Origin of the sequence: Variovorax sp. OK212, assembly GCF_900112425.1 — a bacterium.
Taxonomy (GTDB): domain Bacteria; phylum Pseudomonadota; class Gammaproteobacteria; order Burkholderiales; family Burkholderiaceae_C; genus Variovorax.
On sequence record NZ_FOLP01000001.1, the window covers coordinates 1,372,261 to 1,393,474 of the forward strand.

Below are 21,214 nucleotides of genomic sequence, written 5' to 3' on the forward strand. Positions count from 1 at the left end.
GCATCCGCGGGCTTTTTTATTGGGCGTACGAAGCGCGGTGCGTTCAGTTCACCATCACGAGTTTGCCTTTGACGCCGCGCGAGCCCATGTGGGCGTAGGCGGCCTTCAATTCGGACATCGGCATCGTGCTGTCGATCACCGGCTTGATCTTTCCCTGGCCGTACCACTGGGCCAATTCGGCCATCATCTGCGCATTGGCCTTGGGTTCGCGCTTGGCGAAATCGCCCCAGAACACGCCGACCAGCGACGCGCCTTTGAGCAGCGTCAGATTCAATGGCAGCGAGGGAATGGGGCCCGACGCAAAACCCACGACCAAATAGCGTCCGCGCCATCCGATCGAGCGAAAGGCCGGTTCCGCAAAATCGCCGCCGACCGGGTCGTAAATGACGTCCGGGCCTTTGCCGTCGGTGGCGGCTTTGATCGCATCGCGAAAGCCATTGGGCAGTGCGTGCGTCGTGTAGTTGATCGTCGCGTCGGCACCAATTGAACGGCAAAGTTCGCACTTTTCATCGGTCGAGGCGGCTGCAATGACCTTGGCGCCGGCCGCCTTGGCGATCTGGATGGCCGCCGTGCCCACGCCGCCGGCCGCGCCGAGCACCAGCACGGTCTCGCCGGGCTTGAGTTGCGCGCGGTCCATCAGGGCGTGCCATGACGTCGCGTAGATCATGATGAAAGCCGCCGCGTCCACGTGGCCGAAGCCCTCGGGCAGCGGCATGCACAGGGCCGCGGGTGCGAGCGTGTGGGTGCCGAAGCCGCCCGTGCCCGACAGGCAGGCCACGTTCTGGCCGACCTTGAGGTGCGTGACGCCGTCACCGACCGCCTGCACGACGCCCGCATATTCCGAGCCCGGCACGAAGGGCAGGGGCGGCTTCATCTGGTACTTGTTCTGCACGATCAGCAGGTCGGGGAAATTCAGGCTCGCCGCCTTGATCTCGATCAGCACCTGGCCCGGGCCCGGCGCCGGTGTCGGCAGTTCCTTCCAGGTCAGCGCGTCGACGCCGGTGGGGTTTTCGCAAAGCCATGCGTGCATGCTCGAGTCTCCTTCGTGTGAGTCGGGTGGGGGCAATGAATGCGGGCGATGATAGGCGGCGCGGTAGGGCGGGCTTGTCCCTGCTGCGACGCACCCGCCGCCTACAATCCGGGGGCATTCAGGACACCATGAAGATACTCATTTCCAACGACGATGGCTTTCAGGCGCCGGGCATCGTCGCACTGCACGACGCGCTCAAGGACATCGCCGATGTCGAGGTGATTGCACCCGAGCACAACAACAGCGCGAAGTCGAATGCACTGACCCTGGCGGCACCGCTCTACGTGCACCAGGCGCACAACGGCTTTCGCTATGTCACGGGTACGCCGGCCGATTGCGTGCACATCGCGCTCAAGGGCCTGCTCGGCTACCGGCCCGACCTGGTGGTCTCCGGCATCAACAACGGCGCCAACATGGGCGACGACACCATCTATTCGGGCACCGTGGGCGCGGCCATGGAGGCGTACCTGTTCGGCATTCCTGCCATCGCGTTCTCGCAGATCGAAAAGGGCTGGGCGCACGTCGATGCGGCCGCCCAGGTGGCGCGCCGGCTGGTGCAGCAGATCGAGCGCGAGCGCATGCTGGAAGGCAATGCGTTCCTGCTCAATGTGAACGTGCCGAACCTGCCTTTCGACGAACTGAAGCCCGTCAAGGTCTGCAGGCTCGGCCGCCGGCACTCGGCCGAAAAGGTGATCACGCAGGACAGTCCGCGCGGCGAGACCATGTACTGGATCGCCGGCGCAGGCAGCGCCAAGGACAGCGGCGAGGGCACCGACTTCCATGCCACCGCGGCCGGACACATCGCGCTGACGCCGTTGCAGATCGACCTGACCGACCACGCCAACCTGGGCCAATGGCGCGAGACGGTGGCCCGTCTCGGCAATTGACATGGCCACGCAACGGCCCAGTTTCCCCGTCCGCCTGACACCCACCGCTTCGGCCGCCACGCGCGGGCGCATGCCCGCCGTGCCGGTCAAGCCAATGGTGCCGTCCACGCCCTCGATGGCGTCGAACGCCGTGCGCGCGCGCATGGTGCAAAAGCTCGCGGCGCAGGGCATCTCCGATCCGCGCGTGCTGCGTGCCATGAGCGCCGTGGAGCGGCACGGCTTCGTCGACAGCGCGCTGGTCAACCAGGCGTACGAAGACACGAGCCTGCCGATCGGCCTCGGGCAGACCATCTCCAAGCCGAGCGTGGTCGCCCGCATGATCGAGCTGCTGCTGGCCGCACCCGCGCTGGCAGGAAAGCCGCAAGACAAGCTGGGCCGGGTGCTCGAGATCGGCACGGGCTGCGGCTACCAGGCCGCCGTGCTGAACCATGTGGCCTCCGAGGTCTACAGCATCGAGCGCCTGCGCGGGCTGCACGAGCGCGCGCGCCTGAATCTGCGGCCGTTCCGGCTGGCCACGGTGCACCTGATGCTGGGCGACGGAATGATCGGCTACGCCAAGGGCGCGCCCTACGCCGGCATCATTGCAGCGGCAGGCGGAGAGGCCGTGCCAGAAGCATGGATCGCGCAACTCGCCGTGGGCGGCCGCATCGTCGCGCCGACCCACTCCGCCAGCGGTGGACAAGCCCTTGTCGTCATCGACAAGACCGCTCGGGGACTGGAGCGCCTCGTTCTTGAGGCGGTTCACTTTGTCCCCCTAAAATCAGGTATCGCTTGAAGGAACAACAAATGCAGGGTTTAGGCAATCGGAGTTGGTTCGCTGGCGTCACGTTGGCCTTTGTGCTCGTGATCGCGGGCTGTTCCACACCGCGCGGGCCGGCGCCGGTCGAAGACCGCGGCACGATGACGCGCGCACCGAGCCCCACAGTCCCCGGCGGCCCGCCCATCACCACCGATGCCAACGGCAAGCCGCTCGCGGGCATCGAGAACTACGGCAAGCCCGGCTACTACGCCGTGCGTCCCGGTGACACCATCCGCCGCATCGGCGCCGACACGGGCCAACGCTGGCAGGACCTGGTTCGCTGGAACAACATCGACAACCCGGACCTGATCGAAGTCGGCCAGGTTCTGCGCGTGATTCCGCCGAGCGGAACCGCTGTTGCTGTCGCACCGCCGTCGGGCATGTCGTCATCGCCTTCTTCGGAAGGCGCGACGACGAAGCCCGTGACGCCGCCCGCGGCCGTGGTGCCAGCGGCAACTGCCAGCAGCGCGGCAAGGCCGTCGGTGCCGGTCACGGCGTCGCCATCGGCACCGGGCAGCGGCAATTCGGGTGACGACGACCTCGGCTGGATCTGGCCCGCGGGCGGTTCGCTGATCGCAGGTTTCGACGAAGCCAAGAACAAGGGCTACGACATCAGCGGCAAGGCGGGCGACCCCGTGCTGGCGGCGGCCGACGGCCGCGTGGTGTATGCGGGCGCCGGGCTGCGAGGCTATGGCAACCTGATCATCCTGAAGCACAACAACACCTACCTCACGGCGTATGCGCACAACCAGACGCTGCTCGTGAAGGAAGACCAGTCGGTTCAGAAGGGCCAGAAGATCGCCGAGATGGGCAACAGCGACGCCGACCGCGTCAAGCTGCATTTCGAGATCCGCCGCCAGGGCAAGCCCGTCGATCCCTCGCGCTACCTGCCCAACCGGTGATGCCATGGCTGCCTCCCGCCCCCGTCGCACGCTGCCTGTGCGCGGGTCGGCGGGCAAGGGTAGCCCGTCACCGGCAGCGCCCGCTGCTCCCGACGACGAGCGCGATGCCTTCGACGCCAAGGGCGCCGTCGATGCCGAACCCCTGACGACCGATGCCGCGCTGCCTCACGGGGCCGTGAGCGAACTGCTGGGCGGCGAAGGCGCGGACGCCTTGACCATCTACCTGCGCCAGGTCCGTCGCACCGAGCTCTTCACGCCCGCGCAGGAATACGAGACCGCCTGCGCCGCGCGGTCCGGCGACTTCGAGGCGCGGCAATCGATGATCGAGCACAACCTGCGGCTCGTGGTCAACATCGCCAAGAACTACCTGGGCCGCGGCGTGCCGCTGTCGGACCTCATCGAGGAAGGCAACCTCGGGCTGATGCACGCCATCACCAAGTTCGAGCCCGAGCGTGGCTTTCGCTTCTCGACCTACGCGACATGGTGGATTCGCCAGTCCGTCGAGCGCGCCGTCATGACGCAGGCGCGAGCGATCCGCCTGCCCGTGCACGTGGTGCGCGAGCTGCAGCAGGTGCTGCGCGCGCGCCGCACGCTCGAGGGCGATGCGGAATTCGTGGCGCAACGGCCCGAGGGCGTGCGCGTGGAAGACATTGCGGCGCTGCTCGGTCGCGACGTGCAGTCCGTGGCCGACCTGCTGGCGCTGTCCGAGGCACCGCGTTCGCTCGATGCGGGCGATGCGCGTGGCGACGAAGGCTTCACGCTGGCCGACACCGTGGCCTCCGAGGACGAGCAGGGCAGCCCGACCGAAGTGGCACACAGCCACGAGGTGGAGCGCCTGCTCGACCAGTGGGTGCATGCCCTCGATGCGCGCGAGCGCGAGGTACTGGAAGGCCGCTACGGCCTGCACGACCGCGAGCCCGAAACCCTCGAGGTGCTGAGCGTGCGCCTGGGCCTCACGCGCGAGCGTGTCCGCCAGATCCAGAACGAGGCGCTGGCCAAGATGCGCCGCCAGTTGGCCCGTTCGGGCGTGGGGCGGGACGCGCTGTTCTAGCGGGGTGCGCCGCGCTGAGACAATCGGGGGATGACGGAATCCATCGAAGAAAAGAAAACCCCCACGAACCCCGCTGCGACCCCTGCCGCGAAGTCCTCCGCGAAAGACGCCACGAAAGGCGCCACGCACGCGGGTGACGAGTGGCTGCAGGTCGAGTCGCTCGACCTCGACGCACAGGGCGTGGCCCACAAGGCCGACGGCATGGTCGTGTTCATCGAGGGCGCGCTGCCCTTCGAGGAAGTGCAATTCAACGTCCACCGCCGCAAGAACAACTGGGAGCAGGGCACGGTCACGGCCATTCGCCGCGAGTCGTCGCAGCGGGTGCGCCCCGGCTGCCCGCATTTCGGCCTGCACACCGGCGCCTGCGGCGGTTGCAAGATGCAGCACCTCGACGCCGCCGCCCAGGTGGCCGTGAAGCAGCGCGCGCTGGAAGACAACCTCTGGCACCTCGGCAAGGTGCGCCCCGAGAACCTGCTGCGCCCGCTCGAAGGCCCGGCCTGGCACTACCGCTACCGCGCGCGGCTGTCGGTGCGCCACGTGGTCAAGAAGGGCACGGTGCTGATCGGCTTCCACGAGCGCAAGAGCCGCTACCTGGCCGACATGCAGGTCTGTCCCGTGCTGCCCAAACAGGTCAGCGACATGCTGATGCCGCTGCGCGCGCTGATCGGCTCGATGGACGCGCGCGAGACCTGCCCGCAGATCGAACTGGCGTGCGGCGATGCACCCGAGTCCACGAAGCTCGGCACCATCGCGCTGGTGCTGCGGCATCTCGAGCCGCTGTCGCGCGACGACATCGACCGGCTGAAGGCTTTTGCGGCGCAGAACGAGGGCGTTCAATGGTGGCTGCAGGCCAAGGGGCCCGACACCGTGAAGCTGCTGGCAGAGGGCGGCACGCCGCTGGCCTACCGCCTGCCCGAATTCGGCGTGACGATGCCGTTCAAGCCGACCGACTTCACGCAGGTCAACCCGCACATCAACCGTGCGCTGGTCGGCAAGGCGCTCCGTCTGCTCGACGTGCAATCGGACGAGCGCGTGATCGACTGGTTCTGCGGCCTGGGCAACTTCACCTTGCCGCTGGCGAGCCGGGCGCGCGAGGTGCTGGGCATCGAGGGCAGCGACACGCTGGTCGCGCGCGCCACCGACAACTTCAAGCGAAATGAGCCCGCAACGCCCGTCCGCCGTGCGTTGTCACCTGCAACTTTCGTAGCACGCAACCTGTTCGACATGACGCCCGCCATGCTGGTGGCCGACGGCAGCGCCGACAAGTGGCTGGTCGATCCGCCGCGCGAGGGCGCATTCGCGCTCGCCAAGGCCATGGCCGACCTGCACCAGCAGCCCGAGCTGCGCACCGACGGCTGGACGCCGCCCAAGCGCATCGTCTACGTGAGTTGCAACCCGTCGACGCTGGCGCGCGATGCAGGCCTGCTGGTGCACCAGGCGGGCTATCGCTGCACGCATGCGGGGGTGGTCAACATGTTCCCGCACACGGCGCACGTCGAGTCGATCGCGGTCTTCGAGCTGGAATGAAAGAAGGGCCCCTCGGGGCCCTTCTTGCTGGTGCGCCTGATGCGCGCGGTGCGCTCGTTCAGTCGCGTTCGCCGCCGAAGATGCCCAGCAGCGCCAGCAGGCTCTGGAACACGTTGAACAGGTCGAGGTACAGCGCGAGCGTGGCGCTGATGTAGTTCGTTTCGCCGCCGTCCATGATCTGCTTCAGGTCATAGAGCATGTAGGCCGAGAAGATGCCGATGGCGGCCACCGAGATCACCAGCATGCCGGTGCTCGAGCCGACGAACACGTTGATGACGGCGCCCAGCATCAGCACCATCGCGCCAACGAACAGGAACTTGCCCATGCCCGACAGGTCGCGCTTGATGACCGTGGCCAGCGAGGCCATCACGAAGAACACGCCGGCGGTGCCGCCGAAGGCCGTCATGATGAGTTCGGAGCCGTTCTTGAAGCCGAGCACCATCGCGATCAGGCGCGACAGCATCAGGCCCATGAAGAAGGTGAAGCCCAGCAGCACCGGCACGCCGGCGGCGGAGTTCTTGGTCTTCTCGATGGCGAACATGAAGCCGAAGGCGCCGCCGAGGAAAACGATGAGGCCGAGGCCGCCCGTGAGCGAACGGGTGATGCCGGTGCTCACGCCGACCCATGCGCCCAGCACGGTGGGCAGCAGGCTCAGTGCGAGCAGCCAGTAGGTGTTGCGCAGCACGCGTTGGCGTTCGGCTTGCGCCAGTGGCTGGCCGTAGCCGGCGGAGGTGTCTAGGGTGGTAACGCGGTCGTTCATGGCCGGAGCTCCTGTGGTTGCTGCGAAGACGCAGTTGGGGCGCATTCTAGGGGCCTGCAAGAGCAGGGGAAGAGAAAGACCGTATGCAGGATGTTCCTAAGCCCGCGGGGCCGCTTTCCGGCTTCATTTCGGGCTGAAGACACTGGGGGCGGCATGGCCGTTATGCTGTTGGGTTTTACGCAACCAGAGCACACCATGAAGACCAAGTCATTCCTCGAACTCGCCGACGTCAAGGCCGTGGCCGCCGCAGCAGAAGCCGAGGCTCTCAAGAACAACTGGGCCGTGACCATCGCGATCTCGGACGACGCCGGCAACCTGCTCTGGCTGCAACGCCTGGACGGCGCCGCGGCACTGTCCTCGCACATCGCCCCCGCCAAGGCGCACACCGCTGCCATGGGCCGCCGCGAGAGCAAGGTCTACGAAGACATCATCAACGGCGGCCGCACCGCGTTCCTGACGGCGCCTGAAGTGCAGGGCCTGCTCGAAGGCGGCGTGCCGATCGTGAAGGACGGCCATGTGATCGGCGCCGTGGGCGTGAGCGGCGTGAAGTCGAACGAAGACGCGCAGATCGCCAAGGCGGGCATCGCGGCACTCGGCCTCTGATTCTTTTCGTTCGCGCAAAGCAAAACGCCGACTTCGAGTCGGCGTTTTCTTTGAGCGGTTCAGCGTGAAAAAAAGCTTGGCTAGTCGGCGAACCGTTGGCTAGCAAAAAACGACCCTTCGGAGATGAATCTCCTCGAGTCGCCCCACGATGAAACTTGCGCGGAGGGCGGGCTGATTCGACCTACTTGGTCAGGATCAGCTTGCCGAGTTTGGTGGCTTGAAGCCGATAGAGGGACCCGTTGTGCATGATCGCGACGGTCTTGCTTCCTTTCAGAAGCTCCGTGCTTTCGAGCATGGCCACCGGACGCGATGCCTGGATGGACGCATGGCCGCCGCCCGATTGGTCGAGCGAAGGATGGTTCAGAACAGAAAAGGCGTTGGGCGTGGCTGGCATTTGGAGTTCCCTTATCGAAGCGATGATTGAATGATAATGATTCGCAATAAAAAGTCAATCGTCGCGATGAAAAAATTTTTCGATCGCGGCGCATGCGATTCAGGTCACTTCGCGTCGGGCTCCGTGATGAAGCCGATCTTGCGCACGCCGGCTTCACGGGCTTCGGACATGGCCTTGGCCACGCGCTCGTAGCGCACGGCCTTGTCGCCGCGGATGTGCAGCTCGGGCTGCGGTTCCTTGGCGGCCTCCGCGGCCAGGCGGGAGGGCAGTTCGCTGTCGTCGATCTTCGTTTCGTTCCAGTAGTAGGCGCCGTCGGCCGTCACGCTGAACAGGATGTTCTGCGGCTTGGGCTGCTCGGGCTCGCTGGTGGCGCGCGGCAGGTCGATGTTGACCGCGTGCTTCATCACCGGCACGGTGATGATGAAGATGATCAGGAGCACCAGCATGACGTCGACCAGCGGCGTCATGTTGATCTCGTTCATCACCTCATCGGGTTCGTCTTGCGTTCCGAAAGCCATGATGCTCAGCCCTTCTTGAGCGGAACCACGATCGATTCGCTGCCGCTCTGAACGCGTGCGCCGGTCACGAAGTAGGCGTGCAGGTCGTGCGCGAAGGCGTTGAGCTTGGTCAGCACGAACTTGTTGCCGCGCACCAGCGTGTTGTAGCCCAGCACCGCCGGAATGGCCACGGCCAGGCCGAGCGCCGTCATGATCAGCGCCTCACCGATCGGGCCGGCCACCTTGTCGATGGTGGCCTGGCCGGCCGAGCCGATGCTCATCAGCGCGTGGTAGATGCCCCAGACCGTGCCGAACAGGCCGATGAAGGGCGCGGTGGAACCGACCGAAGCCAGGATCGCCAGACCGCTCTGCAGGCGCGCGGTGAAGGCGTCGATGCCGTTGCGCAGGGCGCGCGTGATCCAGTCGCTCACGTCCAGCGCATCGTGCAGGTGGGCCTTGGTGTTGCGGTGGTGGGCGGCGGCTTCACGGCCTTCGAGGGCCAGCGCGCGGAAGGGGTTGGAGTCGTCGGTGCCGAGCTTGTTCAGCGCGGTGGCGAAGTCTTCGCTGTGCCAGAAGTCTTGCGAGCGCTTGGCGAGGCGCTTGTAGCGAATGACGTCGAGGGCCTTGACGATGATCACGATCCAGGACGCGAGCGACATGCCGATCAACAGCACCGCCACGGCCTTGGTGACGAAATCGCCCTGGTTCCAGACGTTCATCAAGCCAAATTGGGAATCCATACGAAGTTGCTCCAGAGAAAAATTAGTTCAGGACGTAGTTGACGGGGGCGTCGTAAGACATGGCCTGAACCACGCCGTTGACCTTGCCGGGGACGAACCGGCATTTCATGATGTATTCGACGGCGGCCTCGTCGAGGCGATCGAAGCCGCTGGATCTCTTGACTTCCGCGCTCTTGGGCAGGCCGTCGACACCGACCAGCACCCGCACGATGACCTTGCCCTGCTCGCCCAGGCGCTTGCTCATGGCGGGGTAGACCGGCCGCGGATTCTGCAGGTAGTCGGCGTTGCTCGACGGCAGCGACACCGCGGGCGGTGCCGGCGGGGCCGGCGGCGGTGCGGGTGGCATCGGCGGCGCCGGTGGTGTGGGCGGCGCCGGCGGCGTGGCGGGCGGGGGTGGTTCCGGGGTGCCGACCGGCGCCATGGGGGCCGGCGTGGGCTTCGGCTCGCGAATGGCTTGCGGCCGCGGTGGCGGCGGTGCCTTCGTCACCTTGGGTTGGGGCGGCGGCGGGGGCGGTGGAGGCGGGTCGACCTTCGGCGTCGGCGGCTCGACGAACTGGCTCAGGATCTCGACCGGAATCACCACCTCGGCGGCGCGGCGCAGGAGCCCGCTTTGCAGCGCCCAGAGCGCGGCCCCGTGAAAGAGGATGACGCCGCCCGCAATGAGGGCATTGCGGGACAGGCCGAGGAAGGAGGGGGGAGGGGCAAAGCGGTCAGACACGATCAACCATTCGAATGCGGGCACCCTGAAAGGTGCCCCGATTGCAGCAAAACCGCTACGAGGACGCGAGGGGCGTCGCTTGCGTTACTTGCGAAAAATCCACCAGACCGAACCTGCGACCAGGATCAGGCTGCCGCCGAGTGCCGAGACGAGTTCCATGCCTTGCTTTCCTTGATGGAGTTGGCAAGCTGGATCGCCCTCGCACCCGTTTCGCAGTTGAGTGCGGCGACCGGGTGAGACGCGCTGCATTGCGCGACGATATCGCGCGCACAGCCTTCACATTGGCCACATTGGGTGGCCACGCCGAGTTCGAACTGGACTTCGTCGAAAGTCATGCCGGCGCGCACGTGGCGTGCGATTTCGCGGTCGGAGACTCGGCGGCAGACGCAAACGATCATGGCGGTGAAAGCGGCAGTTAGCTGGCTGTTGGAAGTGATTGATTATAAATAAGAATCCATCGCATTTGCAATAACCAGATGTTACGAACCGCCCAACGAATCGGGCCCGAGCGGAATTTCGCCCCTTCAGACTTCCGACCAGAGCCGTAACAGGTTGTGATAGTGGCCGGTCAGTGCCACCGTTTCCTCGCATTCGCCCAGGCGGGTGCGCAATTTCTGGATGTTCTGGTCGAGTTCGAACAGCATGCCGCGCTGCTGGTCGCTGCGCACCATGCTCTGCAGCCAGAAAAACGAGCAGACCCGCGCGCCGCTGGTCACCGGGTGGACGCGATGCAGGCTGCTCGCGGGGTAAAGAATGAGGTCGCCAGCCGGCAGCTTGACCTCGTGCGAGCCGTAGGTGTCGATCACCTCGAGCTCCCCGCCTTCGTATTCCTCCGGCTCGCACAGGAAGAGCGTGCACGACAGGTCGGTGCGCAGCTGTTGCGCGCCGCCTGGCAAGGCGCGCACGGCGCCGTCGACATGCACGCCGTAGTGCTCGCCGCCTTCGTAGCGGTTGAAAAGCGGCGGCACGAAGCGCAGCGGCAGCGCCGCGGAGAAGAAGAGGGCGTGGCGGGCCAGCGCGGCCAGCACGGCGCTGCCGAGTTCGCGGCCGATCTGCGATTGCTCGGGCAACTGGCGATTGCGCTTCACCTGCGCGCCCTGGTCGCCCACCGTCTCGCGGCCGTCGGTCCAGTTCGTCGCATCGAGCGCCGCGCGCATGTCGCGCACCTGGGCAGGACTCAGCACGTCAGGCACATGCAGCATCATTTTTCAGCAACTCCACAAATAGGAAGCCTTGGCGGACCCGCCTCGGCTCGAGTTTCGCAAATTCAAAGGTTCGGGCTCCCGTCGCCGCCGCGCAACCCGGCGGGGCGACCGGGCTCAATAGACGTCGCGCCGGTAGCGCCCGCTGGCCACCAGGTCGCTCACGAGTGCCTCGCCGGCGACTTGCCGCAAGGCGCCATCCACGCCCGAGGCCATGCCCTGCAGGCTTCCGCACACGTAGACCGCCGCGCCGTCTTGCAGCCACCGAAGCAGGGTGTCGGCCGACTGCAGCAGCCGGTGCTGCACGTAAAGGCGTTCTGCCTGGTCGCGCGAGAACACCATGTCGAGCCGCTGCAGCACGCCGTCGGCCTGCCAGGCTTCGATTTCCTCACGGTAGAGGAAGTCGTGCGCCGACTGGCGTTCACCGAACACCAGCCAGTTGTCGTGCCGGCCTGCGGCGGCGCGCGCACGAAGATGCGCCCGCAAGCCGGCCAGCCCGGTGCCGTTGCCGATGAGGATCAAGGGGCGGCCTTCGTTGCCGTCGAGCCGGAACCCGCGGTGGGGGCGCAGCCGCAACGACACGCTGTCGCCGAGCGTGAGGGTGGAGGTGAGCAGCCCGGACGCCGCGCCCAGCGTGCCGTCCGGGTGCTGCTCCTGCCGCACGAGCAACTGCAGTTCGCCGTTGCTGTGCAGCGATGAGATCGAATAGTCGCGCGGATGTGCCGGGTCGCTGGCGATGCCGATCTGCACCAGGTCGCCGGAAGACCACGGCGGCATCGGGCCCGACTGGGGCACCAGCCCGAGGTGGAAGACTGGCGCGCCGGCGCTGCCCGGATTGAGCAGCTCGCGCTTGAGCAGCCGCCAGGGTGCGAACGTCGCCTCCGCGGTGGTGCCGGCCTCGCCGCCCCATTGCGCGTGCCAGGCGGCCAGTGACGCCGGGTCGCTGTTGTCGACATCGATGCGCTCGAATTCGCGCGTGGCGCCGGCCGCATGCAGCCATTCGTCGAGCGCGCGGCCGAAGCCGCAGAAGTTGGCGTACTGGCGGTCGCCCAGCGCCAGCACGGCGTAGCGCAAGGCAGCCAATGCGGGCGGCGATGCCATCACGCGTTCGGCGAACACGCTTGCGCCGTCGGGTGCATCGCCTTCGCCATAGGTGCTGGCGATGAAGAGCGCCCGGTTCGCGGCAGCCAATGCCGGTGCGTCGAGCGCGTTCAGTTCCATCACGCGCGCCGGCGTGCCAGCGGCGCTCAGCTGGCGCGCGGTCTGCCAGGCGATGGCTTCGGCCTGCCCGGTCTGGCTGGCGAACAGCACGAGGACCGGTGCCTTGTCGGTGCTGCTGCCGCTGTTGTCGCTGCTGCCGGCGAGCGCCGCGGCGTCGCGCGCGGCAGCGATTTTTCGCTTCTGCTCGCGCAGGTAGATCGATGCGCACAGCGCCGTGTACGCCACCACCGTGGAGCCCGCGCCCAGCGCGCGCCATGCCATGTCGCTCATGCCGCTGTCGCTGGCGGCCAGGCGGGCGTGGTGCGCACGACGGGCGGCGACGCGTCGCCATGGCTCAAGAACAGCGCCGCGATGCCGTGCCGTTCGGCGAAGCTGAAACCTTCGTCCGGCCCGAGCACCGTCAGCACCGTGGCCAAGGCATCGGCCTGCATGCATTCCGCATGCAGCACGGTGACGCTGGCGAGCGCATGCGCGGCCGGTTCGCCGGTGCGTGGATCGATGGTGTGCGACCAGCTGCGTCCTGCATCCGTGCGCGTGTGCCAACGGTCGCCCGAGGTGGCGACGGCCAGGTCGGCGAGCGCAATGCGGCGCGCTGCGTCCGCTTCGCCTTCGACGAGCACCCGCCACGGCTGGCCGTCCGGACGCCGCCCGATGCCGCGCAATTCACCGCCGATTTCGAACAGCAGGTCAGTCAGGCCCAGCGCGCGCAGCGCATCCACGCCATGGTCCACGGCGAAGCCCTTGGCGATGCCCGACAGGTCGAGCGTGAAGCCGCCGGGTTGCGTCAAGGTGCCTTGGTCTGCGTCGAATGCCAGCCGCTGCCAGCCGACGTGCGCGCGGGCTTCGGCCAGCGCATCGCCATCGGGCAGGCCGTCTTGCCGGGCTTCGGGGCCGAAGCCCCAGCAGGCGACCAGCGGACCGACGGTCGGGTCGATCGCGCCACCGCTGGCCGCATGCCAGCGCGAAGCGCAACGCATCACCTCGGCGAATTCGGCGGGCAGCGCGTGGCGCGACCCGGCAGGTGCGCGGTTGAACCGGCCGATGTCCGAGTCCGGCTCCCAGTGGCTCATCTGCGCGATCACGCGGCCCAGCGCCGCGTCGACCGCGTCGCGCACCTCGGCCAGCGGCCGCATGCGTGGGTTGTCGAAGCGCAGCGACCATGTCGTGCCCATCGTCTGGCCGCCAAGCTGCTGCAGCGTGGCGGGATCGGCGGGGCGCGGGACGGCCGCGTTGGCGTAGCCGCCCGCGCGCCAGGTGCTGAACGAAATGCCCAAGGTGGCTTGCTGCCGTGTCAGGGCATCACTTCAAGGGTGGCCGCGTAGCTCAGGCGGCGCTCCTTGGCTTGCGGCACCGTGGTCTTGCCGTCCTTGGTGCTGGCGTCGAGCCAGTACATGCCCGCGGCCGGCCAGGTCACGCTGAACTGTCCCTTGTCGTCGGTCTTGAGCTTGAGCTCCTCGAGCTTGTCGCGGTACTGCGTGTTGCCGGCCGTGACGGTCACTTCGAGGTCCTTGGCGGGCTGGCCGTCCAGGAGCAGCGTGAAGGTGGCCTTCTCGCCCTTGGCGAGGTCGGTGGGGCTGCCGGTGGTGATGAGCTCCAGGCCCTGGCCGATCGGCTTGAGCGCCGAGGGCTTGCCGACCGTCACGAAGGTCTCGATGCGGCCGGACGACTGCGTGATCGCCACGTCCTGCGCGTCCGCCGGAATTTCCTTGCCGATGGTCTCGGCCGAGCCGCGCGCGCGCTTGTTCTGCCCGGTGGCCTTGTCCTTCCAGCTCGCGAAGGCGCCCGCGTTGATCACGGCGATGCGGTACGTGCCTTGCTGCGCCACGCTCACGTCGAACACGTTGCGCAGCTTGAGCTTGGCCTCGCTCTCGGGCTTGACGCTGCTGCCGTCGGGCGCGGTGATCTGCAGGCCGTCGAGGCGCAGCGGTGCGTGGTTGGCAACGAACAGGTCGTTCGACACCGCGGCGTCGACGCTCACGGTGTCGGCCTTCGAGAACACGGTGGAAGAGGGCAGCAACCAGGCGTTGTGCGCCTGGGCCAGCGAAGCGGCCGACAGGGCGATGGCGATGGCGGCGGCGCGCAGGGGAAAGTGGGTCATGGCAGGTCCTTGAATGAACGGGGGCGGTTGGGCAGTCAGGCGGCAGTCGAAGGGTCGATGCGCATCAGGGCTTGAGTTCGAGCTTGATCTCGCCCAGCTCTTCCTTGCCCGCGGCCGTCGGTTGCGCCGCGGCCGTGGGCGGCCACTGGAAGGGGATGCTCACGACCTCGCGGCCGCCGACTTCGCGCGCGGCCTCCACCACGAGCTTGTAGGCGCCCGGTGCGAGCTTGGGCATGGCGCCCGTGCCTTCGGTGAAGCTCAGCTGGTGCTTGCCGGCGGGTTTGGTCGCGCCCGTCACGCCGTCGACCGGCACGGCGAGCTCGCGGCCGCCGCGGCGCCACCACTGGCGCAGGTCCTTGAGCCACTTGGTGCCTTCACCTTCGGGGTTGTTGGTCTTGGTGCGCACGTCGTACCAGACGGCCAGCGTGCCGGCCACCGAGTTGTCGGCGCGTTCGATCCAGGCGGCCACGTAGGGGCGGTGGTACTCCGAGACGTTCAGCCGCGGGATCTCGACGTTGACGGCCAGGCCGGCCGCGAAGGCCGGGGCTGCGAACAGCGCCGACATGGCGAGCGGCGCAAGGGAATAGCGAACGTGCACGGAAACCTCTTTTCCTGAATCGAAGAACCAACGGATCAATGAATGAACAGCAGCGCGAGCAGCACCGGCACCACCAGCCCCATGCCGACCATCGGCCAGGTGAAGGGGCGGTTGCCCGCGTGCATCTTGAGAATGAACAGGCCGGTGAGCGAGAAGACCAGCGCGGCGCCCGCGAAGATGTCGATGAACCAGCTCCACGCGGCGCCGGTGTTGCGGCCCTTGTGGAGGTCGTTGAAGTAGGAGAGCCAGCCGCGGTCGGTGCGCTCGTATTCGATCTCGCCGTCGGCCAGGCTCAGGCGCAGCCAGGCGTCGCCGCCGGGGCGGGGGAGCGAGAGATAGATTTCGTCGTCGGACCACTCGGCGTCGCGCCCGGCGGTGCCGACGTCCCATTGCTTGTGCACCCAGGCCTGCAGTTCGGCGGGGAGGGGGGCCTTGCCCTTCAGCGCCTTGGCGGCGGGCAGTTGCTTTTCGAGCTGTGTGCGAAGCGGTTCGCCGATGGCGCCATTCAGCTTCGTGATGGCCGGCTTGGCCTCGATCTGCCCCGCGTGATTGAGCGTGAAGCCGGTCACGCTGAACAGGATCATGCCGATCAGGCAGATCGCCGAGCTGACCCAATGCCATTCGTGCAGGGTCTTGAGCCAGTAGGCGCGGCGGCGGTTGTCGGAGCGGGCAGCAGTCATTGGAGGCGCGGATTTTATCCGGTCAAATGAGAATGAATGTTATTCGTGGCTGGTTAAGTTACGTAAAGCAATAAAAAACGGGACCGAAGTCCCGTTGGATGGCAAGCGCAGGGCCTGGCTTACGCGATCTCGCCCATCTGCGACTGCAGGTAGTTCTGCAGGCCGACGTGGCCGATCAGGTCGATCTGGGTTTCCAGGAAGTCGATGTGCTCTTCCGTGTCGTCCAGGATCTTTTGCAGCAGGTCGCGCGAGACATAGTCGCGCACCGATTCGCAATGCGCGATGCCGGCCTTGATGGTGGCTTGCGCGCCGGTTTCGGCGCCGAGGTCGCAGCTCAGAAGCTCGGGCACGTCTTCGCCGATGTTCAGCTTGCCCAGGTCCTGCAGGTTCGGCAGGCCGTCGAGCATGAAGATGCGGTCCATGAGCCAGTCGGCGTGCTTCATTTCGCCGATCGATTCCTCGTATTCCTTCTTCGCCAGCTTGTCGAAGCCCCAGTGCTTGAGCATGCGGTAGTGCAGGAAGTACTGGTTGATTGCGGTCAGCTCGTTCTTGAGCTGCGCCTGCAGATGTTCGATGACCTTGGGGTCGCCCTTCATGATCGTTTTCCTTGTTCTGAAAGAGGGGATTGTCCGGGGGCTCGCAGGGCCCGCGCAAGCATTCCCCTGCGCAGCCGGTCTGCATGCGTACGAGGGTGATAGGCGTTCGTATTCGGGCAAGCCGCGAAGGCATCGGCGCCTTTGTTTTTCATAGGCCGCACCGATGCAATCGATAGTTCATTGCTATCAAAATGTCTTATTTGGTAGCTATACTCATGGCTCGCACTTATTTTTGTCCACCCGCAGCATCCAAGGAATCACCATGTCCCTGATCAACACCCAAGTCCAGCCCTTCAAGACCCAGGCCTACCTCAACGGCAAGTTCATCGATGTGTCCGACGAGACGCTCAAGGGCAAATGGTCCGTGCTGATCTTCATGCCCGCGGCCTTCACCTTCAACTGCCCGACCGAAGTCGAAGACGCGGCCGACAACTACCCCGAGTTCCAGAAGCTGGGTGCCGAGGTCTACATCGTGACCACCGACACGCACTTCTCGCACAAGGTCTGGCACGACACCTCGCCGGCCGTCGGCAAGGCCAAGTTCCCGCTGGTGGGCGACCCGACCCACACGCTGACCAACGCTTTCGGCGTGCACATCCCTGAAGAAGGCCTGGCGCTGCGCGGCACCTTCGTGATCAACCCCGACGGCATCATCAAGACCGCCGAAGTGCACTCCAACGAAATCGCCCGCGACGTCAAGGAAACCCTGCGCAAGCTCAAGGCAGCGGTCTACACCGCCGCCCACCCGAACGAAGTCTGCCCCGCAAAGTGGAATGATGGCGACAAGACCATCGCTCCGTCGTTCGACCTCGTCGGCAAGATCTAAGCAGCGCCCCGCGCGAAAGCCCGGGCGCTCACGAGGCCCCCGGGCTTTTTTGTCCCCAGTTGATAGTTTTCAGTTATCGAAAGAGAGTCCCTCATGCTCGACGCCAACACCAAAGCCCAATTGAAGAGTTACCTCGACCGCGCCACGCAGCCGATCGAGATCGTCGCCTCGCTCGACGACAGCAAGGCCTCGGGCGAGGTGCTGTCGCTGCTGAAGGACGTGGCCGAATCATCTGCGCTGGTCAAGCTGACCGAAAGCCGCGACGACAACCACCGCAAGCCCTCGTTCTCGGTCAACCGCCCGAGCGAAAACCACGGCCCGCGCTTTGCCGGCCTGCCGATGGGCCATGAATTCACGTCGCTGATCCTTGCGTTGCTGCAGATCGGCGGCTATCCCCCGAAGGTCGAGCAGGTTGTGCTCGACCAGATCAAGGCGCTCGACGGCGACTTCGAGTTCGAGATCTACGTCTCGCTCACCTGCCACAACTGCCCCGACGTGGTCCAGGCGCTGAACCTGATGGCGGTGCAGAACCCGCGCATCCGCACCACCATGATCGAAGGCGGCACCTTCCAGGACGAAGTGAAGGAACGCCAGGTCATGGCCGTGCCCACCGTGTTCCTGAACGGCACCGAGTTCGGCCAGGGCCGCATGAGCCTCGAGGAGATCCTCGCCAAGCTCGACAACAGCGGCGTCGAGCGTGAAGCCAAGAAGATCGCCGGCAAGGACCCGTTCGACGTGCTGATCGTCGGCGGCGGTCCCGCGGGCGCCGCAGCTGCCGTGTATGCCGCACGCAAGGGCATCCGCACCGGCGTGGCTTCGGAGCGCTTTGGCGGCCAGGTGCTGGACACCATGGGCATCGAGAACTTCATTTCGATCAAGGAAACCGAAGGACCGAAGTTCGCCCATGCGCTCGAAGAGCACGTGCGCGACTACGAGGTCGACATCATGAACCTGCAGCGCGCCAAGGCCCTCGTGCCGAATGCGGGGCCGGGCAGCGACCTGATCGAAGTGCAGCTCGAAAGCGGCGCCTCGCTCAAGAGCAAGACCGTCATCATCTCGACCGGCGCGCGCTGGCGGAACATCAACGTGCCCGGCGAGCACGAGTTCAAGAACAAGGGCGTGGCGTACTGCCCGCACTGCGACGGACCGCTGTTCAAGGGCAAGCGCGTCGCGGTGGTCGGCGGCGGCAACTCGGGCGTCGAAGCGGCAATCGACCTGGCCGGCATCGTGGGCCATGTCACGCTGATCGAGTTCGACACGCAGTTGCGTGCCGACGCCGTGCTGCAGCGCAAGCTGCGCAGCCTGAAGAACGTCGACATCTTCACCAACGCGCAGACCACCGAGATCACCGGCGACCAGAAGGTCAACGGCCTGGTCTACAAGGACCGCGCAACGGGCGAGTTGAAGAAGGTCGAGCTCGAGGGCGTGTTCATCCAGATCGGCCTGGTGCCCAACACCGACTGGCTCAAGGGCACGGTGGAGCTGTCGAAGCACGGCGAGATCGTCGTGGACGCGCGCGGCCAGACCTCGGTGCCTGGCGTGTTCGCGGCGGGTGACGCCACCACCGTGCCGTTCAAGCAGATCATCATCGCGGCCGGCGACGGCGCGAAGGCGGCGCTCGGTGCGTTCGACCACCTGATCCGCACATCGGCCCCGGCGTAAGTAAGCCTAAAGTTGCTCAGTTGAGAATTATTCTCATACAATAAAAGGCTTGGGCCGAACCCGTTTCCGGTCCCTCACCGCCAGCCAGGTCGGCCCGCGCAGACGCCTGCGCCCGAAGGTCCAGCAAGCAGTTTTTCAACTGTTTCCTGGACCTTTTTCGTGGCCACCAAAAACACCCCTTGTGCTGCTGTTCGCGCTGCCGTTCGCCCTGGTTTTCGCCTTGCCCTCCTGCCGTGCCTGATCGCCTCCGGGCTCGGCCTCGCGGCCCCCTCGTGGGCCCAGCGCGTCGCGGCGCTCAATGAAGTGGTGGTGAGCGGTTCGCGCTCCGAGCAGGCGAGGGACGACCTCGCGGTGAGCACCGAAGTCATCGGCCGCGACGACATCGAGTCCAGGCAGATCACCGACATCCGCGACGCCGTGCGCGACCTGCCCAACGTGTCGGTCAAGCGCGCCCCCGCGCGCTTCGGCCTGGCGCAGGGCAACACCGGGCGCGACGGCAACGCCGGCTTCAACATCCGCGGCCTCGACGGCAATCGCGTGCTGATGCTGACCGACGGCATCCGCACGCCGCGCAGCTATGTGTTCAGCGCCAACGCGTTCGGGCGCGACTACTTCGACCTCAGCCTGGTCGAGCGCATCGAGATCATCAAGGGCCCGGCCTCCGCGCTCTACGGTTCAGACGGCCTTGCGGGCCTGGTCAACTTCATCACGCGCGATCCGTCGTCGTACCTGCGCGACGGCAAGACCTTCGGCGGCAGCGCCAACGTCGGCTACAGCGGCGACGACAACGGCACGCACGGCGGCGTCACGCTCGCGGGCAAGGCCAATGACACGCTGCAGTGGCTCATCTCGGCCAACATGGGCCGCTCCAGCGCGCTGGAGAACATGGGCAGCAACAACGCGGCCAACGTCGAGCGCACCACGCCCAACCCGCAGCGCGACCGCAACAAGGCGTTGCTGGCCAAGGTCACCCTCACGCCCAACGCCGACCAGCGCCACGGCTTCACCTTCGAGCACGTCGACAAGACGGCCCGCTACGACCTGCTGTCGGGCGTCGCCAAGCCGCCTTATGCTTCCACCTCGGTCGTCGGCCTGAACGCGAAGACCGACCTGCAGCGCGACCGCTTCACCTACGACGGCCGCCTGCGCCTGAACTCCGTCATGGCCGACAGCCTGCTGGCCGTGGTGAGCTACCAGAAGGCAAAGTCGCGCGAGTTCATCTACGAAGACCGCTACACCGCCGCCGACCGCACGCGCGACGTCACCTACGACGAGAGCACCTGGCAGCTCGGCCTGCAGGCCGACAAGATGGTGCGCATGGGGCCGGACATGGGAGGGTGGGCCCAGAAGATCACCTACGGCTTCGACTACACGCGCACCAACGTCGAGAACCTGCAGACCGGGCTGGTGCCGCCGGCCGGCGAGAGCTATCCGCTCAAGCGCTTCCCCGACACGCGCGAGAGCTCGTCCGCCTTCTACGTGCAGGACGAGTTCATCCACGACCGCTGGAGCATCACGCCCGGCATTCGCTTCGACCACTTCTCGCTCGATGCGAAGCAGGCCGGCTTCGGCGCGCAGGCCGTGTCGCTGTCGGGCTCCGCGGTGTCGCCCAAGCTGGGCGTGCTGTTTCGCGCCACGCCGCAATGGAGCGTGTACGGCAACTACGCCTCGGGCTTCAAGGCGCCCAACGCGTTCCAGGTGAACAACTTCTTCGAGAACGTGATCTCGGGCTACAAGACCATTCCCAACCCGAACCTCAAGCCCGAGAAGAGCCAGAACATCGAGCTGGGCCTGCGCGTGCGCACCGGCATCCTGAGCTTCGACGTGGCCGCCTTCACCGGCGACTACAAGGACCTGATCGAGAACGACCGCCAGGTGGGCGGCGTGTTCGGCTCGCGCACCAATCCGGCGACTTTCCAGTCGGTGAACATCGGCCGCGCGCGCATCAGCGGCTTCGAGATCAAGGGCGAGCTCGACTTCACCGACAACGGCAACGGTTTTTCCGTGCCCTTCGCCTACGGCCAGACGCGCGGGCGCGACCGCACCAACAACCGGCCGCTGAATTCGATCGATCCGAGCAAGGCCAGCGTGGGCATCAAGTACCAGGCGCCGGTGTGGAACGTGAGCCTGAGCGCGGTGAACCACGCGCGCAAGAAATGGTCCGACATCGACGCCACCGAAGTCACGGCCGGCACCCAGTTCCAGACGCCCGCGGCCACCACCTTCGACCTGGGCGCGCAGTGGCGCATCCGCAAGGACCTGCGCCTGAACGCCTCGGTCACCAACCTCACCAACAAGCGCTACTGGATGTGGAGCGACGTGCGCGGCCTGGCCTCGACCTCGACCGTCCGCGACGCCTACACCCAGCCGGGGCGCAGCTTCAACGTGTCGCTCGTGGCGGACTTCTGACCCCGGCGAACCGC

General features: G+C 66.4%; 23 protein-coding genes. 9 read left to right on the forward strand and 14 right to left on the reverse strand.

The genetic code is table 11. From position 1 onward, the window contains the following. Positions 1 to 43: 43 nt before the first annotated feature. The gene (locus BM004_RS06330) at positions 44 to 1,030 is read right to left on the reverse strand and encodes an NADPH:quinone oxidoreductase family protein (RefSeq protein WP_093124963.1); all 987 of its coding nucleotides are present in this window, start codon (positions 1,028 to 1,030) and stop codon (positions 44 to 46) included. A 128-nt stretch (positions 1,031 to 1,158) separates the two neighbouring features. Between BM004_RS06330 and surE the strand changes: the two genes are divergently transcribed. The 5 genes from surE to rlmD are packed head-to-tail and all read left to right on the forward strand — an operon-like array spanning position 1,159 to position 6,196. Next, on the forward strand, positions 1,159 to 1,917 hold the full coding sequence (surE, locus tag BM004_RS06335) for a 5'/3'-nucleotidase SurE (protein WP_093124966.1): 759 nt from the start codon (positions 1,159 to 1,161) through the stop codon (positions 1,915 to 1,917). A 1-nt stretch (position 1,918) separates the two neighbouring features. Next, positions 1,919 to 2,692, forward strand: a complete 774-nt coding sequence (locus BM004_RS06340) for a protein-L-isoaspartate(D-aspartate) O-methyltransferase (RefSeq protein ID WP_093211874.1) — start codon at positions 1,919 to 1,921, stop codon at positions 2,690 to 2,692. Between the two features lie 11 nt (positions 2,693 to 2,703). Then, a complete protein-coding gene (locus BM004_RS06345) occupies positions 2,704 to 3,618 on the forward strand; it encodes a peptidoglycan DD-metalloendopeptidase family protein (protein ID WP_093124970.1) in 915 nt (304 codons plus the stop codon). A gap of 4 nt (positions 3,619 to 3,622) precedes the next feature. Beyond that, on the forward strand, positions 3,623 to 4,669 hold the full coding sequence (locus BM004_RS06350) for a sigma-70 family RNA polymerase sigma factor (protein ID WP_093211876.1): 1,047 nt from the start codon (positions 3,623 to 3,625) through the stop codon (positions 4,667 to 4,669). A gap of 30 nt (positions 4,670 to 4,699) precedes the next feature. Continuing rightward, positions 4,700 to 6,196, forward strand: coding sequence for a 23S rRNA (uracil(1939)-C(5))-methyltransferase RlmD (gene rlmD / locus BM004_RS06355; RefSeq protein ID WP_093211878.1), 1,497 nt, complete (start codon positions 4,700 to 4,702; stop codon positions 6,194 to 6,196). A gap of 58 nt (positions 6,197 to 6,254) precedes the next feature. Here rlmD and BM004_RS06360 read toward each other — a convergent pair whose 3' ends face one another. After that, on the reverse strand, positions 6,255 to 6,956 hold the full coding sequence (locus BM004_RS06360) for a Bax inhibitor-1/YccA family protein (protein WP_093124977.1): 702 nt from the start codon (positions 6,954 to 6,956) through the stop codon (positions 6,255 to 6,257). 195 nt (positions 6,957 to 7,151) lie between these two features. Between BM004_RS06360 and BM004_RS06365 the strand changes: the two genes are divergently transcribed. Further along, positions 7,152 to 7,559 (forward strand): GlcG/HbpS family heme-binding protein, encoded by a 408-nt coding sequence (locus BM004_RS06365; RefSeq protein ID WP_007830736.1) that lies wholly within the window; start codon positions 7,152 to 7,154, stop codon positions 7,557 to 7,559. A gap of 181 nt (positions 7,560 to 7,740) precedes the next feature. On the opposite strand, the gene hemP is transcribed toward BM004_RS06365, so the two are convergent. From hemP to bfr, 12 genes are all read right to left on the reverse strand, one after another. Further along, the gene (gene hemP, locus BM004_RS06370; protein WP_093124980.1) at positions 7,741 to 7,953 is read right to left on the reverse strand and encodes a hemin uptake protein HemP; all 213 of its coding nucleotides are present in this window, start codon (positions 7,951 to 7,953) and stop codon (positions 7,741 to 7,743) included. Between the two features lie 104 nt (positions 7,954 to 8,057). Then, positions 8,058 to 8,471: an ExbD/TolR family protein gene (locus BM004_RS06375; protein WP_093124982.1), complete on the reverse strand. Its 414-nt coding sequence runs from the start codon at positions 8,469 to 8,471 to the stop codon at positions 8,058 to 8,060. Between the two features lie 5 nt (positions 8,472 to 8,476). After that, positions 8,477 to 9,190 carry a MotA/TolQ/ExbB proton channel family protein gene (locus BM004_RS06380; protein ID WP_093124984.1) on the reverse strand — a complete coding sequence of 238 codons (714 nt, stop codon included), beginning with the start codon at positions 9,188 to 9,190 and terminating at the stop codon, positions 8,477 to 8,479. A gap of 22 nt (positions 9,191 to 9,212) precedes the next feature. Beyond that, the gene (locus BM004_RS06385) at positions 9,213 to 9,911 is read right to left on the reverse strand and encodes an energy transducer TonB (protein WP_371268855.1); all 699 of its coding nucleotides are present in this window, start codon (positions 9,909 to 9,911) and stop codon (positions 9,213 to 9,215) included. 122 nt (positions 9,912 to 10,033) lie between these two features. Further along, complete coding sequence (locus tag BM004_RS06390) at positions 10,034 to 10,306, reverse strand: (2Fe-2S)-binding protein (protein ID WP_093124988.1); 273 nt, start codon at positions 10,304 to 10,306, stop codon at positions 10,034 to 10,036. Positions 10,307 to 10,432: 126 nt separating this feature from the next. Further along, entirely contained in the window at positions 10,433 to 11,113 is a 681-nt protein-coding gene (locus BM004_RS06395) for a Fe2+-dependent dioxygenase (RefSeq protein WP_093211882.1), read from the reverse strand. Positions 11,114 to 11,227: 114 nt separating this feature from the next. Further along, positions 11,228 to 12,601, reverse strand: a complete 1,374-nt coding sequence (locus BM004_RS06400; RefSeq protein WP_093211884.1) for a sulfite reductase subunit alpha — start codon at positions 12,599 to 12,601, stop codon at positions 11,228 to 11,230. After that, the gene (locus tag BM004_RS06405) at positions 12,598 to 13,605 is read right to left on the reverse strand and encodes an FAD:protein FMN transferase (protein ID WP_177206367.1); all 1,008 of its coding nucleotides are present in this window, start codon (positions 13,603 to 13,605) and stop codon (positions 12,598 to 12,600) included. The genes BM004_RS06400 and BM004_RS06405 overlap by 4 nt, the downstream gene beginning before the upstream one ends. Positions 13,606 to 13,622: 17 nt before the next feature. Next, positions 13,623 to 14,429, reverse strand: a complete 807-nt coding sequence (locus BM004_RS06410; protein ID WP_093211886.1) for a DUF4198 domain-containing protein — start codon at positions 14,427 to 14,429, stop codon at positions 13,623 to 13,625. A gap of 64 nt (positions 14,430 to 14,493) precedes the next feature. Further along, a complete protein-coding gene (locus BM004_RS06415) occupies positions 14,494 to 14,994 on the reverse strand; it encodes a DUF2271 domain-containing protein (RefSeq protein WP_177206396.1) in 501 nt (166 codons plus the stop codon). 68 nt (positions 14,995 to 15,062) lie between these two features. Then, positions 15,063 to 15,707, reverse strand: coding sequence for a PepSY-associated TM helix domain-containing protein (locus tag BM004_RS06420; RefSeq protein WP_093124998.1), 645 nt, complete (start codon positions 15,705 to 15,707; stop codon positions 15,063 to 15,065). Positions 15,708 to 15,826: 119 nt separating this feature from the next. Next, positions 15,827 to 16,303, reverse strand: coding sequence for a bacterioferritin (bfr, locus tag BM004_RS06425; protein ID WP_093125000.1), 477 nt, complete (start codon positions 16,301 to 16,303; stop codon positions 15,827 to 15,829). A gap of 262 nt (positions 16,304 to 16,565) precedes the next feature. Here bfr and ahpC point away from each other — a divergent pair, with 262 nt between their 5' ends. From ahpC to BM004_RS06440, 3 genes are all read left to right on the forward strand, one after another. Next, a complete protein-coding gene (gene ahpC / locus BM004_RS06430) occupies positions 16,566 to 17,129 on the forward strand; it encodes an alkyl hydroperoxide reductase subunit C (protein WP_056520682.1) in 564 nt (187 codons plus the stop codon). 93 nt (positions 17,130 to 17,222) lie between these two features. Further along, positions 17,223 to 18,791: an alkyl hydroperoxide reductase subunit F gene (gene ahpF / locus BM004_RS06435; protein WP_093125003.1), complete on the forward strand. Its 1,569-nt coding sequence runs from the start codon at positions 17,223 to 17,225 to the stop codon at positions 18,789 to 18,791. Positions 18,792 to 18,950: 159 nt separating this feature from the next. Next, positions 18,951 to 21,200, forward strand: a complete 2,250-nt coding sequence (locus BM004_RS06440) for a TonB-dependent hemoglobin/transferrin/lactoferrin family receptor (RefSeq protein ID WP_093211888.1) — start codon at positions 18,951 to 18,953, stop codon at positions 21,198 to 21,200. Positions 21,201 to 21,214 lie beyond the last annotated feature (14 nt).

Bases quoted from the DNA above. Each gene is read 5' to 3' on its own strand.
- BM004_RS06330 (WP_093124963.1), bottom strand. From the start codon at position 1,030: ATGCACGCATGGCTTTGCGAAAACCCCACCGGCGTCGACGCGCTGACC.
- surE (WP_093124966.1), top strand. From the start codon at position 1,159: ATGAAGATACTCATTTCCAACGACGATGGCTTTCAGGCGCCGGGCATC.
- BM004_RS06340 (WP_093211874.1), top strand. From the start codon at position 1,919: ATGGCCACGCAACGGCCCAGTTTCCCCGTCCGCCTGACACCCACCGCT.
- BM004_RS06345 (WP_093124970.1), top strand. From the start codon at position 2,704: ATGCAGGGTTTAGGCAATCGGAGTTGGTTCGCTGGCGTCACGTTGGCC.
- BM004_RS06350 (WP_093211876.1), top strand. From the start codon at position 3,623: ATGGCTGCCTCCCGCCCCCGTCGCACGCTGCCTGTGCGCGGGTCGGCG.
- rlmD (WP_093211878.1), top strand. From the start codon at position 4,700: ATGACGGAATCCATCGAAGAAAAGAAAACCCCCACGAACCCCGCTGCG.
- BM004_RS06360 (WP_093124977.1), bottom strand. From the start codon at position 6,956: ATGAACGACCGCGTTACCACCCTAGACACCTCCGCCGGCTACGGCCAG.
- BM004_RS06365 (WP_007830736.1), top strand. From the start codon at position 7,152: ATGAAGACCAAGTCATTCCTCGAACTCGCCGACGTCAAGGCCGTGGCC.
- hemP (WP_093124980.1), bottom strand. From the start codon at position 7,953: ATGCCAGCCACGCCCAACGCCTTTTCTGTTCTGAACCATCCTTCGCTC.
- BM004_RS06375 (WP_093124982.1), bottom strand. From the start codon at position 8,471: ATGGCTTTCGGAACGCAAGACGAACCCGATGAGGTGATGAACGAGATC.
- BM004_RS06380 (WP_093124984.1), bottom strand. From the start codon at position 9,190: ATGGATTCCCAATTTGGCTTGATGAACGTCTGGAACCAGGGCGATTTC.
- BM004_RS06390 (WP_093124988.1), bottom strand. From the start codon at position 10,306: ATGATCGTTTGCGTCTGCCGCCGAGTCTCCGACCGCGAAATCGCACGC.
- BM004_RS06395 (WP_093211882.1), bottom strand. From the start codon at position 11,113: ATGATGCTGCATGTGCCTGACGTGCTGAGTCCTGCCCAGGTGCGCGAC.
- BM004_RS06400 (WP_093211884.1), bottom strand. From the start codon at position 12,601: ATGAGCGACATGGCATGGCGCGCGCTGGGCGCGGGCTCCACGGTGGTG.
- BM004_RS06410 (WP_093211886.1), bottom strand. From the start codon at position 14,429: ATGACCCACTTTCCCCTGCGCGCCGCCGCCATCGCCATCGCCCTGTCG.
- BM004_RS06415 (WP_177206396.1), bottom strand. From the start codon at position 14,994: ATGTCGGCGCTGTTCGCAGCCCCGGCCTTCGCGGCCGGCCTGGCCGTC.
- BM004_RS06420 (WP_093124998.1), bottom strand. From the start codon at position 15,707: ATGACTGCTGCCCGCTCCGACAACCGCCGCCGCGCCTACTGGCTCAAG.
- bfr (WP_093125000.1), bottom strand. From the start codon at position 16,303: ATGAAGGGCGACCCCAAGGTCATCGAACATCTGCAGGCGCAGCTCAAG.
- ahpC (WP_056520682.1), top strand. From the start codon at position 16,566: ATGTCCCTGATCAACACCCAAGTCCAGCCCTTCAAGACCCAGGCCTAC.
- ahpF (WP_093125003.1), top strand. From the start codon at position 17,223: ATGCTCGACGCCAACACCAAAGCCCAATTGAAGAGTTACCTCGACCGC.